Source organism: Acetobacterium sp. (assembly GCF_039830195.1).
Classification (GTDB): domain Bacteria; phylum Bacillota; class Clostridia; order Eubacteriales; family Eubacteriaceae; genus Acetobacterium.
The window spans coordinates 1-11936 of record NZ_JBDODG010000013.1 but is presented as its reverse complement, the minus strand read 5'-3'; the positions used below and the strand labels follow the sequence as shown (position 1 = coordinate 11936).

Here is an 11936-nt window from a genome sequence, read left to right as displayed (position 1 = left end):
TCTAATTTACCCTGAAATTTATTTTTGAAAGGAAAAAAGATGAATGATTTTCTAAAAATGTCCAAAACACTGGGGATTGTTGTCGCCATCCTGATGGTCATCCTCGGTGGTCTGATCTTTTTTGCGCCGATGTTCGCGGCCAAAATGATTATGTGGTTTTTTATTGCCGGCTTGATAATTTACGGCGCTTTTCACATCATTATTTTTGCCAAAAGCGAAATTAAAAATGGCTGGAGTCTGACCTCCGGTATCATGGCTGTCTTACTGGGTGTTCTGCTGATCTTCTCAGATCCATTGTCCCGGGCCAGCACCTTGGCGTTTATGCTCGCTTTCATTGCCCTGTCGACCGGAATGAACCAGATTGCCGCTTCCTCGGTGATGAAAAAGCAGGGTGCTACCGGAACTGGCTGGCTGCTGGCATCGGGAATCATCAACATTTTCTTATCAATTTTCCTGCTTTTCAACCCCTTTGTCATGCTTCTGGGTTTCGGCATCATTGCCGGGGTTTACCTGATCTTTGGCGGCATCGCTCTCTTTGCCGAAAGCATGTCCACCCATATCCAATAAGTTAAAGGATGTCTCCATGAGACATCCTTATTTTTTTATCCCAAGGCGACATCGAGAATCATCATCAGGGTAAAGCCGAACATCACACCGATGGTGGCAATATCCCCTTCATGACCCAATCGGGCTTCGGGAATCAGTTCTTCCGCGACTACATAAATCATGGCCCCGGCAGCAAACGCCAGCGCAAAGGGCAGCATCGGCGCAATAAAGACCACCGCGGCAGCCCCAAGCACCGCTGCAACGGGCTCCACCATCCCGGAAAACTGACCGATGAAAAAGGCCTTGCGTCGGCTCATGTTCTCCCGTCGCAGCGGGATCGACACCGCCGCCCCTTCGGGAAAATTCTGAAGTCCGATTCCCACTGCCAGAGATACGGCCCCGGCCAGGGTCATGGCCGGGGAACCGGAAGCCAGTCCGCCAAAGGCAACTCCCACCGCTAATCCTTCGGGAATATTATGGAAGGTGATTGCTAGAACCAGCAGCACACTCCGTTGCCAGGAGGTTTTGATCCCCTCCCGATGATTGGTGCCCTGATGAACATGGGGGAGAATCTTATCCACCAGCCACAGAAAAAAGCCCCCGCCCAGAAAACCCAGGGATACGATCACATAAGCCGGCATTTTGCTGCCCTCAGCCATCTCGATGGCGGGAGCCAGCAGCGACCAGAAGCTGGCGGCGATCATGACCCCAGCGGCAAAACCAAGCATAGCATTTAATACCTTAATGTTTATTTCCTTAAAAAAGAATACCAGTGATGCCCCCAGGGCGGTGACAAACCAGGTAAACAGTCCGGCAAATAAGGCCAGCAGAACCGGTGGAAACGCCAATAAAAACTCCATTTACTTTCTCCCCTTCCTTTTCATGCTATCGCAAATTCAAACCATTCTAATTTATTATCAGTATACTATAAAAGCGATCAAAAAATCCATTCTTTTTAAAACCATTCATCTAAATTTTGTGCTGGTTTTGTAAATAAACCTTGTTTATTCTGCGCCCCGCTCCTATAATTAATTTATCAGCCCGATGCGGCTGAAATAACGCCGAAGAAGGTAATAACTATGAAGAAAAGCGAATTAATTACAATCTTTAACACGGTACAGGAAAAATTTGAAGATGCCATCACTGAAGAATTTTTTCTTCAACGTCTGAAACCTTATGCTGATGAAGATGGTTTTGTCGATTACCACAAACTGGCAATGTTCGCCCACAACGAATCTCTGGCTTCTGCGAAAGGTTTCTTTTTTGAAGTACTTTCGGAGATTTTAGTGGATGAAGACGATGTGGTGCTCGAAGACGAACTTGCTGTAACCACTGACGACTCCCCTGAAGTTAGCCCGGAATAGGGCTAATCAATCCATTTCTGTTAATCCTTGCGCACCTTTTATTAACCTACAATGACTTCTTTAAATAGCCAGCCAGGAAAAATTGCTTCTGGCTGGCTATTTTTTTGCCAAATATCAAGACCCCAGATAGCTGGATACCGTCCTCCGAAATCCCGCTGTTATTCGCCGAAGGAAACACCCAGACTTTTGGCTACATGGATCAGCTCGGAATCGACATCCACCTGTTTATTTTTGCCGATCACCGCTTCTAGCGGGGCATCGGTCATCTTTCCATCCTGAAGGGCCACCATACTCCCAAATTTACCCTGAGCAATCAGTTCCACCGCCGCCACCCCATAACGGGTGGATAAGAGCCGGTCATAGGCCGAAGTAATCCCGCCGCGCTGGAGATGACCCAAAACCGTATTTCTGATTTCGTGATCGGATATTCTGGCTTCCAGGGCTAATGCCAGCTTGTTGCCGATACCCCCAAGCCGGACCGGATCCGGGGAATCGTTGACGATTTTCGAAACCGTCAGCTCACCCCCCTTTTCCATGGCGCCTTCGGATACCACGATGATGCTGAAGGGCAGGCCCCGCTGACTGCGCTCATTCATCTTTGCGACAATGGCATCCAACGAAAAAGGAATTTCCGGAATCAGAATAACGTCGGCCGAACCGGCGATCCCGGCGTGCAGGGCAATCCAGCCGGCGTTTCGGCCCATCACTTCGAGAATCATAATCCGGTGGTGCGATTCAGCCGTGGTATGGAGTTTGTCCAGCGCATCCACGACTACATCCACCGCCGAATTAAAACCGAAGGTGACATCGGTTTTGGACAGATCATTGTCGATGGTTTTGGGCACCCCGATGACATTGACTCCTTTCCGGGCAAAATCTCTGGCGCTGGTCAGAGTACCATCGCCGCCCAGCACCACCAGCACATCCACGCCTTCTTTTTTCATGTTGGCCACGGCCACATCCGAGACATCCTTTTTAACGCACTGGCCATTTTCTTCCACCTGATAGTCAAAGAGGTTATCCTTGTTTGAGCTGTAAAGGATGGTCCCCCCTTTGTGGAGGATTCCCGAAACACTATGGGCGTCCAGTTTGATAAAGTCGTTGTTGTACAGCCCCCGGTACCCGAACTTGTAGCCAATCACCTCGTAGCCATAATTGGCAATGGCAGCTTTGGTCACTGCCCGGATCACGGCATTCAGACCGGGACAATCGCCGCCACCTGTTAAAATCCCGATTTTTTTAACCTTATTATTCATCGATTCTCTCCATTTCTTATGCAATTGCGTTTAGAACTGCCAGGGCCTGGTTGGCTTTGGGATGATGCCAACAAACCCGAGTTATTGTTTCCCGGGATCTTCATGCAACTCTAAATTAGCATAAGTCCCTTCGATTGTTATCGTCTCATACTGGTATTATATGCGAGCAACCGCCAAATTACAAAGACTATTGGGAGTAAATATCGCTTTTTTATCATCCTGTTAGCTAAAAAACCATCCGCTGATGAAACGGATGGTTTTTTGGTTAACGGTAAATTTAGCGGGCAAAAATTCTGCCAATCAGGCTGATGATATAGGTAATCAGCGAAAAAATGACGGCAATCATTAAAAATGAGGTCATCAGAATATTATATTTCAGCACATCAACAGTCAGAATGGACTGGGACAGACCGATGGCATTGAGGATCAGCAGGATCAGAAAGATGAAGATCAGACCTTTGAAGGCGCCTTTGATGTCTGCCGGACTCAAGGAAATATGCGAGGAAATACAAATAGCCAGAAACAAAAACAGATAAAAGCTGATGTTCCGGAAATTATCCCAGGCGAAGATCAGCTTGAGCAAATCCCCATACGCCGCAAAAACCCCGGTAAATGAGGCCATGCTCAGGGTTTCCACTGCCATCCCCCGGCTTACCACCGCCATAAAGCTATCCAGCACCTGGGGCATCAGCAGCCCCATCAGGGCCGTAATCACCAGCAGCCCACCAAAAATCGGAGCAATGCCAATAAAGAAATTTCCCACCTGATGGTAAATATTTTTAGGGTTATAAGCATGATTCACATAACCCATCACCCCATCGCGATCGGGTCGCTGAAACAACTTGATGTCGGTAATTTTATGGCCAAAGATCAAAGCGGTCAGGGCATGGCTGAGCTCATGAATGGGAGTGCCGATCACCCCAGTGACCATGATCGCGTTTCGGCCCAAACTTTTCTGAAAATTACGGTTGGACTGGGTTTCCAGCACACCCAGAAGCAAGCCGGCGAGGATGATGGCCCCGGTAAAATAAAGAGTTTCCAGACCGCTTTTAATAAATAGATCAATGATAAACATAGGCATTCCTTTTAGTCGTTATTTTTCTGCTGTTGTCGCCGCTAAGCCGGGTGACTGCATGTTTGCCATTATAACTAAATAATATTTAGAATTTCATTAAATTGATGGTTCCCAGTTTGTTGCGATTTTTATTTATTCTGTGATTATCTCCTTCTTCCCGGGGTACACATTAAGATAGTAAAAACAAAATTGGGGCTCGCTCCCAGTCGATCCCACCGTACCCTTGGAATTTACGGCAAACCCTTGCCGGAATGAAAGAAAGGACAGGTCAGTCAAAATGAAAAAAACTAAATGGTTACTTGTAATTCTTGTTGTATTATCGGCATTCATGCTTGCCAGTTGCAGCGGTAGCAAAGATGCGGACAAAACTGATGAAAGCCAAACCGGGGCCGAAAAATCCGCCACTCTGGATGAAAATCTAAGCGGCGCGGCGCTGTTGAGCAGCCTGAATTTCAGTTACCCGGATTCCCTCAAAATGACCACCACAACCTCTGTCGCGGGCAGCTTCGATACCACCTCCACCACCTATACCCAAAATGATAACTTCCGGATGGAAATGGAAATGCCGGATGTTGGCAAACAGATCACCATTTACAATGCTGCTGAAGGGATGACCTATCAGTATACTGAAGGCCAGACCACCGGTTTTTCTTTTAAAGATCAGGAAACGACCACCGATCTGGGTGATCTGAACCTGGATGAAGGGGTCACCAGTATCGATGATATCGCCGACGTTTTTCCCGAAAATGTGGTCGCCCGGGTGGAAACCCTGAATGGCGAAAAAGTGATCTATATCGAGACCAGTGAAAATGACGGGCAAAATGGCACCATCGATACGCGGATGTGGTTTTCAACCCGATATGGTGTCCCGCTGAAAACTGAGATTCTCAGTAATGGTACCCTGACCATGAGTTCGGTGGTTACTGATATTTCCGACGGCGACATTGCTGACAGCCAGTTTACCCCACCATCCAACGTTGTGTTCACTGATTATTCTTCTATGAATCTGGATGATCTCAGCAATCTCACCGATATCGCTGATATCCCCGAACCCTGATCGGATCCGGATAAACCAAATGCAAATAGAAGGCCTGAGTTACTCAGGCCTTCTATTTGCGTATTTTTTTGCTTGCACTATTTGGGCGTCTGCTGCCCGAGTTTTTCACAACAAACTATGATTTAGCTAATGCTATTCTCAACCGGCTAACCATCAGGGGCAACGAATAAAATTCCGAACCCATAGGCAGTCAGAGCAGGAGGGGGTATTGAAATAACAGTCATATTTGGTATCTTCCACCAGGCTGCAGCCACCCCGGAGATCGCAGTCAATACAGGAAGGATACTGATTGTTATAGACAGTATTCCAGAAGCTCTGATAATCCTTGCCTTCAATAATCGCTTTTAGGGGTTTTTCTTTGACGTTGCCAAAAGAATGTTTGAGTACTCTTTTTTTATCACCAAAAACATATTCATCATAACTGTTGGCCAGCCGATAACAGGACATCACTTCGCCGCCAGCATCCACATAGATATAGCCCTTGTCGATAAAGGCGCAGCGCCGTTCAGTTTTCAACTCCATATCGGGAATATTGATCTTGATGTCCCGGTAGGTAAAGATTTTTTCCAGATAGGCCTTGCCTTCGGGATTTTCATAGCGGTTGTAAAAAACATCGTCCGCATCTTTCTCATTAATCGGCAACAGATGAGACAGTGACAGCCGGTGAAAGCCATAGTACCGCATCATTTTCATAATATCAAAAAGGGCTTCCGAATTACTTTTAGTGAGCACATATGCAATCCCGACCTTGGGAGTGGGGGAATGAGTCTGCTTATGATAATCGGATATGATTTCAAAGGTTTTGATCAGCTGATCCTTAACCCCCTGGGAGTCTTCATGATACTGATCGGCCGAAAAATAAACCTCGGTAAATTTTTCGCAAACCAGTTTTGCCATTTCTTCAGACATGATCCCATTGCTGGTCATAAACAGATCGTAGTCAGCAAACATTTCAACAGCTTCCTTAAAATAAGGATAGACTGTCGGTTCCCCGATCCCACCGAAAAAAACTTCCTTAACGGTTGGGAAGGCTTTGATCTGCTCCCTAATGGATTTAAGCAATTCCAGATCCATATCCCCTTCAACCGTATCCCAGGTATGCCGAAAACACATCTCACAATCCAGATTACACCGGTTTGTGAGTTCAATATAAATTCGTTTAAGCTCCATGTTCTTCCTCGCTTTTTATAAACAACAGCTGGCCATTGGGCTGGGTTTTGCTGTTTTTGCCGATTTCTTTTAGCCGATTAAGGCGGTAATCTGATGGCAGGTCAATTCGCTGGTCTTATAATTTCCCAGTTTATTTAATTCATCCACGAGAAAATCTTCCCGTTTCAATTCAGTTTCAAAGATTGCAGTGATAAAAGGATGTGCTGTCAAAACTGCCCGATTAATTTTATAATAAGCAAATTTATTCTCCCGGCGGTTTTCCAGAAACCCGGCATCGCTCATTAACCGGAGATGTTTTGATAAATTGGACTGCGAAATTCCCAATAGATATTCCAACTCGCACACGCAAAGTTCCTGGATATAAAGCAGATTCAAAATTCGCAAACGATTATTATCCGACAAAATCTTAAGTATTTCTATGACGGTCATTTATTATCCCCCTTTATACATATGATTTAATAATCATATGTATTGATATTCATATAATATATCTTACTTCGGACTTTGTCAACTCTTATTTTGTCCGGCGCTACCGCTGCAGAGGTCGCCTTTCGTCAGAGTGAATTCATCGTCTCTTATTATGCAGGGGATTTTCTTTCATAAACTTGTTCTCGCTGGGCCGACTCCTAGTCTCGTCACTAATATCTGATCCCATTATTCTCCCGCAACGTGAATACTATCCTCTATCTCCCGCTGTTTCTTTTTAGCCAATTTTATAAATACAGTGTGATGGGCCAATTGAATGCAATCAACCAGCACCTTCTCCGGTACTTCACCGTCAAGCTTAATCGAATTCCAATGCTGTTTGTTCATATAATATCCGGAAATAATATCCGAATAGCGGGATCGGAGGATTTCACCATCGCCAATGGGCAGCTTGACAGTCAACAATGAATCCCCTTCTTTATTTTCACCACGCATGGCAAACATCGTATCTCCAACAAAATATCGGACCGCATCCCATTCCTGTTTAAAATCCCGGGATGTTCCTGGCATTGGTTCAATTGTTTTATCAATCAGTTCATCCCATTTTTTACACGGTTTCATCTTCGTTCTCCTTCTCTTTGCAGATTATCAATTGTTACTCGACCCTGTCATAATCCCTGATGATGGACATTGTATAACACTGTTCTTTTATTATACACTTCTCTATCTAAAAACACTATTCGAAGTCTAAATTTTTCGCCACGCTTATTCCGTATATTCACTTTTCTTGACAAATTTCAGCGGTTTGCTCAAAAAACTTCCCTAACAGTTTTTTAAAAAAGACTTTACTTTTTGCAAAGATTCATGTAAAATGATCAAGCAGTAAAAGTGATCTCGTAGCTCAGCTGGCAGAGCACTACCTTGACATGGTAGGGGTCGTTGGTTCAAGTCCAATCGGGATCACCATATATAAGATAACAAAGCCATTTGCAGATTTAATGCAAATGGCTTTTATTTTATTTTAACCGAAATTTAACCGATTAAAACAGCATTTTTATTTTTCATAAAAAAATCCCCGGGTTCGGCACGTCCCATCTCGATGGGAGGCTTACTGCCAGGGAACTGTTAATGCTATTATTATCAGTTTTATCTTCCTTTGAATTTTTATCTGCTCCTGATAAAATTTTAGGATGTTGCTTTTAAAAGGTAGTTTCCGCTGTCAGGGTAAAGTAATTACGCTTGATATAAAACTCATTGTAACTGATGGGCATGTTGTCTTCCATCGAGATAATATTCTGTGATACCAAAAAACAACAGTCATCATGATCAATGTCCAGGTTTTCCCGGACCTCCAGTGGCGGATGGACAATATCGATGTTGAGAATTTTTTTATGCTGAAACTGGAGTTTTCCCTTTTCCATAAAGCCATGAAAATTGGCAAAGTTTATCACATCTTCCACAATCGGGTTGCCCTTCTGGTAGGGTAAAAAGATGGTTGAATACTGAATGACTTCATCTTTGATTTTTGTCGCCTTCTGAATTTTAATCACCTTTTCAAAAGAACCGATTTTAAGTTCCCGCATCAATTTCCGCCCCGGGGTAATGACCCCCACGCTGACCAGCTTGACCTCTTCAACCTCACCTTTCAGGCTATCGATTTCGTCAAAATAAAACTGATATTGGTTAGCCGAGGGTTCGCAGACATAATTCCCCTTGCCGGGAATGGTGTAAATGTATTTTTCATTGACCAGCAGTGCCAGACTCTTGCGCAGGGTGGTCCGACTGACGTCAAACTGCTCAGACATTTCATTTTCTGAAGGCAGCAGATCCCCAGGCTTTAGGATGCCCTTTTCGATTTTTCCTTTGATGTCATTGACGATATCAAGATATAAAATTTTTCTCATTCTCCATCACCCATTCATTGCAAAAGCCATTGCTTGCAGATATTAACCCCTTGGATGGCATCGCTGGAGTAGTCATCGGCTCCCACATATTTTGCATAGTCCGTTCCCGCCAGGGCACCCCCCAGAATGATTTTCACCTCGTCTCGGAGTCCCTGGGCAACGATTTCATCGATGACTTCTTTGATGTTTTCCACCACCGATGTGAGAATTCCGCTGATTCCCAGGATCGCCGGTTTTTCTTTGCGAATAACTTCGATAAACCGTTCGGTGGAGACATCGGTACCCATATCGATAACCTCAAACCCTTCAGCCCGAAGCATGCTGATAAAGATGTTCTTGCCGACATCGTGGATATCGTCAAAAACTGTGCCAACCGCGATCTTGCCCAGGCTTCTGCCGTCGATCAGTTGGGTGCTGTCCATGCCCATCATGCTCAGCAGGTTAGATACCAGTTCCCCGGCCATAATCAGGTCGGCAATGTAATATTCCCCTTCTTCATAGCGGACTGCCACCCGCTGTAGGGCAAAATTAAGCTGATTTGCGATGTCTTTTTTGTCTTTTCCTGTTTCAAGTTCTGCCGCCACCAGTGCCATTGCCCGTTTTTCGTCAATTGCTTCAACCGCAGCAATAATTTTTGTCTCCATCTATTCCACCTGTTCGTTTTAAACTAAGATTTTGTAGTAAATCGCCCGGTTTTTTCCGGGTCAGGTTTGTTTGCTCATGCTTTTCATTTTATCACGGAATCATGCTTTTGTCTTTAGCTGGTCCAGATATTTTTTAATGGCTTTTTAATGCTTTCAAGTGTATAATCAGGACGAAAACATTTGCATTTATGATTCGAATTTTAAAGATAGAGGTCGATATGAACGGTTATACAAAAACGCAACTTCAAGAAAATCAGAAATACCTGGAACTCCTTTCTCAAAGCTTTCCCAATATTACCAGCGCCGTCGGCGAGGTGGTCAATCTGAAAGCGATTCTGAATCTCCCCAAGGGAACTGAGCATTTTCTCACTGACATACACGGTGAACACGAAGCCTTCAACCATGTCATGCAAAACGCTTCCGGAGCTATTAAACGCAAGGTCCACCAAGAACTGGGAAACACCATTGCCTTTGAAGAACTGGAAGAGTTATCCACTCTTATTTACTATCCCGAAGAAAAAATAGATCTGATAAAAAAGGAACGGAGCCGGGAATCCCTGGACAACTGGTACAAGCTGACTATTTACCGCCTCGTGAAGGTCTGCCGTGCCGCAGCCTCAAAATACACCCGTTCCAAGGTCCGCAAAGCCTTACCCAAAGACTTTGCCTACATTATGGAAGAGTTGTTGCAGGAGGATGAACACCGCTTTAACAAACGGGAGTACTATCAGGAGATCATTGAAAGCCTGGTTAAACTGGAGCGAGCCCAACACTTTATTGTGGAGATTTCCGGGGTTATCAAACGGCTGACCATTGATCACCTGCATATCATTGGTGATGTCTATGACCGGGGTGCCGGACCCGACGAGGTCATGGATACCCTGATGCGCCATCATTCTCTGGACATGCAATGGGGCAACCACGATATTCTCTGGATGGGCGCCGCTGCCGGCAATGCCGCCTGCATTGCCAATGCCGTCCGAATTGCCCTGCGTTACGCCAACATGGATGTGCTGGAAAACGGCTATGGTATCAATCTGCTACCCCTGGCCTCCTTTGCCAACCGGGAATACAGCGACGATCCCTGCACCAAATTTGCCCCGAAAATTTCTGACAGCCATACCGTCTCCGACCAGGAAACCGCCCTGATGGCCAAGATGCACAAAGCCATTGCGATGATTCAGTTCAAGTTGGAAGAATGCATGATCGACCAGCACCCTGAGTATAATATGGCCAAGCGACAGCTGCTGCGCCGAATTGATTTTGACAACGGTACGGTGAATGTTGAGGGGGTTGTTTACCAGCTTAACGACACCAACTTCCCAACCCTGGATCCGGCCGACCCCTGTGTCCTGACCGAGGAAGAAAGGCTGGTAATGGATCGCCTGGTTTACGCTTTTCTGCACAGTGAAAAACTGCAGAAACATATCCGTTTTATGTATGCCAAGGGCAGCATGTACAAGGTCTTCAATGATAACCTGCTCTTTCATGCCTGTGTGTTGATAAACGACGACGGCAGTTTTAAGGAAAAAGAAATCGCCGGAAAAACCTACGCCGGGAAAAGCCTGATGGATAAGTTCGACCAGATGGCCCGGGAAGCCTATTTCGGTAAAAGCGACATCGAGGAAAACCCCACCCAAACCGATTTTCTCTGGTTCCTGTGGTGCCATGAGGATTCACCCCTGTTCGGCAAAGACAAAATGGCCACCTTTGAGCGTTATTTCATTGACGACAAAACACCCCATAAAGAGTACCATGCGCCGTTTTATCTGCTGATCGACGATAATGAAGAACTGGCCCGAAAAATTCTGGTGGAATTCGGGGTTGACCCCGATCAGGGCCACCTGATCAACGGCCACATTCCGGTTAAGGCCACCTCCGGGGAAAGCCCGATCCGAGCCAAAGGAAAGCAGTTGGTCATCGACGGCGGCTTTGCCCGGGCTTATCAGAAAACTACCGGCATTGCCGGTTACACACTGACCTACAATTCCTACGGACTGATTCTAATCAGTCACGACCCCTTTGAATCGGTAGAAAAGGCTATTTCCGATGGGGTTGACATCAAGTCTACCCTGATGGTTGTGGAAAAAACAACCGAGCGAAAAAGGGTTCGGGACACCGATACCGGCAAAGCGATCATGACCCAGGTGGAAGACCTGGAAATGCTGATCACTGCCTACCGTAAAGGTCTGATCAAGGAAAAACAATATTAAAACTAACTGCAATAAAACCCTCGCTGAAAATCAGCGAGGGTTTTGTGATTATATCGATTCATTGTTTGGAGGAAGAACTGCAGAACCAATCCTTCTTAAAGCAAGTTTACCGGGCTTCCAGTTCTAGAATAAACCAGAAATTACGCCATTTTCATCAACATCAATTTTTTCGGCTGCCGGTACTTTTGGCAGGCCAGGCATTTTCATGATATCTCCGGTCAGTGCGACAATAAATCCGGCACCGGCTGAAATATTACATGAACGAACGGTAATTCTGAAAC

The 11936-nt window shown here is 45.6% G+C and carries 13 protein-coding genes and 1 tRNA gene; 5 read left to right on the top strand and 9 right to left on the bottom strand.

What is annotated here, in order from left to right:
• Window positions 1–39: 39 nt before the first annotated feature.
• A complete protein-coding gene (locus ABGU93_RS05235; RefSeq protein ID WP_347412437.1) occupies window positions 40–567 on the top strand; it encodes a DUF308 domain-containing protein in 528 nt (175 codons plus the stop codon).
• A gap of 35 nt (window positions 568–602) precedes the next feature.
• Here ABGU93_RS05235 and ABGU93_RS05230 read toward each other — a convergent pair whose 3' ends face one another.
• Complete coding sequence (locus ABGU93_RS05230) at window positions 603–1406, bottom strand: ZIP family metal transporter (protein WP_347412436.1); 804 nt, start codon at window positions 1404–1406, stop codon at window positions 603–605.
• 219 nt (window positions 1407–1625) lie between these two features.
• Between ABGU93_RS05230 and ABGU93_RS05225 the strand changes: the two genes are divergently transcribed.
• Window positions 1626–1910 (top strand): hypothetical protein, encoded by a 285-nt coding sequence (locus ABGU93_RS05225; protein WP_347412435.1) that lies wholly within the window; start codon window positions 1626–1628, stop codon window positions 1908–1910.
• 158 nt (window positions 1911–2068) lie between these two features.
• On the opposite strand, the gene ABGU93_RS05220 is transcribed toward ABGU93_RS05225, so the two are convergent.
• Window positions 2069–3166 (bottom strand): 6-phosphofructokinase, encoded by a 1098-nt coding sequence (locus tag ABGU93_RS05220; protein ID WP_347412434.1) that lies wholly within the window; start codon window positions 3164–3166, stop codon window positions 2069–2071.
• Between the two features lie 277 nt (window positions 3167–3443).
• On the bottom strand, window positions 3444–4247 hold the full coding sequence (locus ABGU93_RS05215; protein WP_347412433.1) for a hypothetical protein: 804 nt from the start codon (window positions 4245–4247) through the stop codon (window positions 3444–3446).
• A 271-nt stretch (window positions 4248–4518) separates the two neighbouring features.
• Between ABGU93_RS05215 and ABGU93_RS05210 the strand changes: the two genes are divergently transcribed.
• On the top strand, window positions 4519–5298 hold the full coding sequence (locus ABGU93_RS05210) for a hypothetical protein (RefSeq protein ID WP_347412432.1): 780 nt from the start codon (window positions 4519–4521) through the stop codon (window positions 5296–5298).
• A 153-nt stretch (window positions 5299–5451) separates the two neighbouring features.
• Here ABGU93_RS05210 and ABGU93_RS05205 read toward each other — a convergent pair whose 3' ends face one another.
• The 3 genes from ABGU93_RS05205 to ABGU93_RS05195 form a co-directional block, all read right to left on the bottom strand.
• Window positions 5452–6468, bottom strand: a complete 1017-nt coding sequence (locus tag ABGU93_RS05205; protein WP_347412431.1) for a radical SAM protein — start codon at window positions 6466–6468, stop codon at window positions 5452–5454.
• A 69-nt stretch (window positions 6469–6537) separates the two neighbouring features.
• The gene (locus tag ABGU93_RS05200; protein WP_347412430.1) at window positions 6538–6897 is read right to left on the bottom strand and encodes a metalloregulator ArsR/SmtB family transcription factor; all 360 of its coding nucleotides are present in this window, start codon (window positions 6895–6897) and stop codon (window positions 6538–6540) included.
• Between the two features lie 225 nt (window positions 6898–7122).
• Complete coding sequence (locus ABGU93_RS05195; RefSeq protein ID WP_347412429.1) at window positions 7123–7515, bottom strand: MmcQ/YjbR family DNA-binding protein; 393 nt, start codon at window positions 7513–7515, stop codon at window positions 7123–7125.
• Window positions 7516–7784: 269 nt separating this feature from the next.
• Here ABGU93_RS05195 and ABGU93_RS05190 point away from each other — a divergent pair.
• Window positions 7785–7860 (top strand) — tRNA-Val (locus tag ABGU93_RS05190).
• Between the two features lie 233 nt (window positions 7861–8093).
• On the opposite strand, the gene ABGU93_RS05185 is transcribed toward ABGU93_RS05190, so the two are convergent.
• Together ABGU93_RS05185 and ABGU93_RS05180 are read right to left on the bottom strand one after the other, a co-directional pair.
• Entirely contained in the window at window positions 8094–8798 is a 705-nt protein-coding gene (locus tag ABGU93_RS05185; RefSeq protein WP_304886546.1) for a GntR family transcriptional regulator, read from the bottom strand.
• Window positions 8799–8812: 14 nt separating this feature from the next.
• Entirely contained in the window at window positions 8813–9442 is a 630-nt protein-coding gene (locus ABGU93_RS05180; protein WP_304886544.1) for a cobalamin-dependent protein, read from the bottom strand.
• Between the two features lie 218 nt (window positions 9443–9660).
• On the opposite strand from ABGU93_RS05180, the gene ABGU93_RS05175 reads away from it, so the two are divergent.
• Window positions 9661–11655, top strand: coding sequence for a fructose-1,6-bisphosphatase (locus ABGU93_RS05175; RefSeq protein WP_347412428.1), 1995 nt, complete (start codon window positions 9661–9663; stop codon window positions 11653–11655).
• A gap of 123 nt (window positions 11656–11778) precedes the next feature.
• On the opposite strand, the gene ABGU93_RS05170 is transcribed toward ABGU93_RS05175, so the two are convergent.
• A partial coding sequence (locus ABGU93_RS05170; RefSeq protein WP_347412485.1) for a formate--tetrahydrofolate ligase occupies window positions 11779–11936 on the bottom strand: 158 nt, incomplete at its 5' end.

Excerpts from the sequence above, each read along its gene's own strand:
- ABGU93_RS05235 (WP_347412437.1), top strand. The coding sequence starts at position 40 with ATGAATGATTTTCTAAAAATGTCCAAAACACTGGGGATTGTTGTCGCC.
- ABGU93_RS05230 (WP_347412436.1), bottom strand. The coding sequence starts at position 1,406 with ATGGAGTTTTTATTGGCGTTTCCACCGGTTCTGCTGGCCTTATTTGCC.
- ABGU93_RS05215 (WP_347412433.1), bottom strand. The coding sequence starts at position 4,247 with ATGCCTATGTTTATCATTGATCTATTTATTAAAAGCGGTCTGGAAACT.
- ABGU93_RS05205 (WP_347412431.1), bottom strand. The coding sequence starts at position 6,468 with ATGGAGCTTAAACGAATTTATATTGAACTCACAAACCGGTGTAATCTG.
- ABGU93_RS05210 (WP_347412432.1), top strand. The coding sequence starts at position 4,519 with ATGAAAAAAACTAAATGGTTACTTGTAATTCTTGTTGTATTATCGGCA.
- ABGU93_RS05220 (WP_347412434.1), bottom strand. The coding sequence starts at position 3,166 with ATGAATAATAAGGTTAAAAAAATCGGGATTTTAACAGGTGGCGGCGAT.
- ABGU93_RS05180 (WP_304886544.1), bottom strand. The coding sequence starts at position 9,442 with ATGGAGACAAAAATTATTGCTGCGGTTGAAGCAATTGACGAAAAACGG.
- ABGU93_RS05185 (WP_304886546.1), bottom strand. The coding sequence starts at position 8,798 with ATGAGAAAAATTTTATATCTTGATATCGTCAATGACATCAAAGGAAAA.
- ABGU93_RS05175 (WP_347412428.1), top strand. The coding sequence starts at position 9,661 with ATGAACGGTTATACAAAAACGCAACTTCAAGAAAATCAGAAATACCTG.
- ABGU93_RS05225 (WP_347412435.1), top strand. The coding sequence starts at position 1,626 with ATGAAGAAAAGCGAATTAATTACAATCTTTAACACGGTACAGGAAAAA.
- ABGU93_RS05195 (WP_347412429.1), bottom strand. The coding sequence starts at position 7,515 with ATGAAACCGTGTAAAAAATGGGATGAACTGATTGATAAAACAATTGAA.
- ABGU93_RS05200 (WP_347412430.1), bottom strand. The coding sequence starts at position 6,897 with ATGACCGTCATAGAAATACTTAAGATTTTGTCGGATAATAATCGTTTG.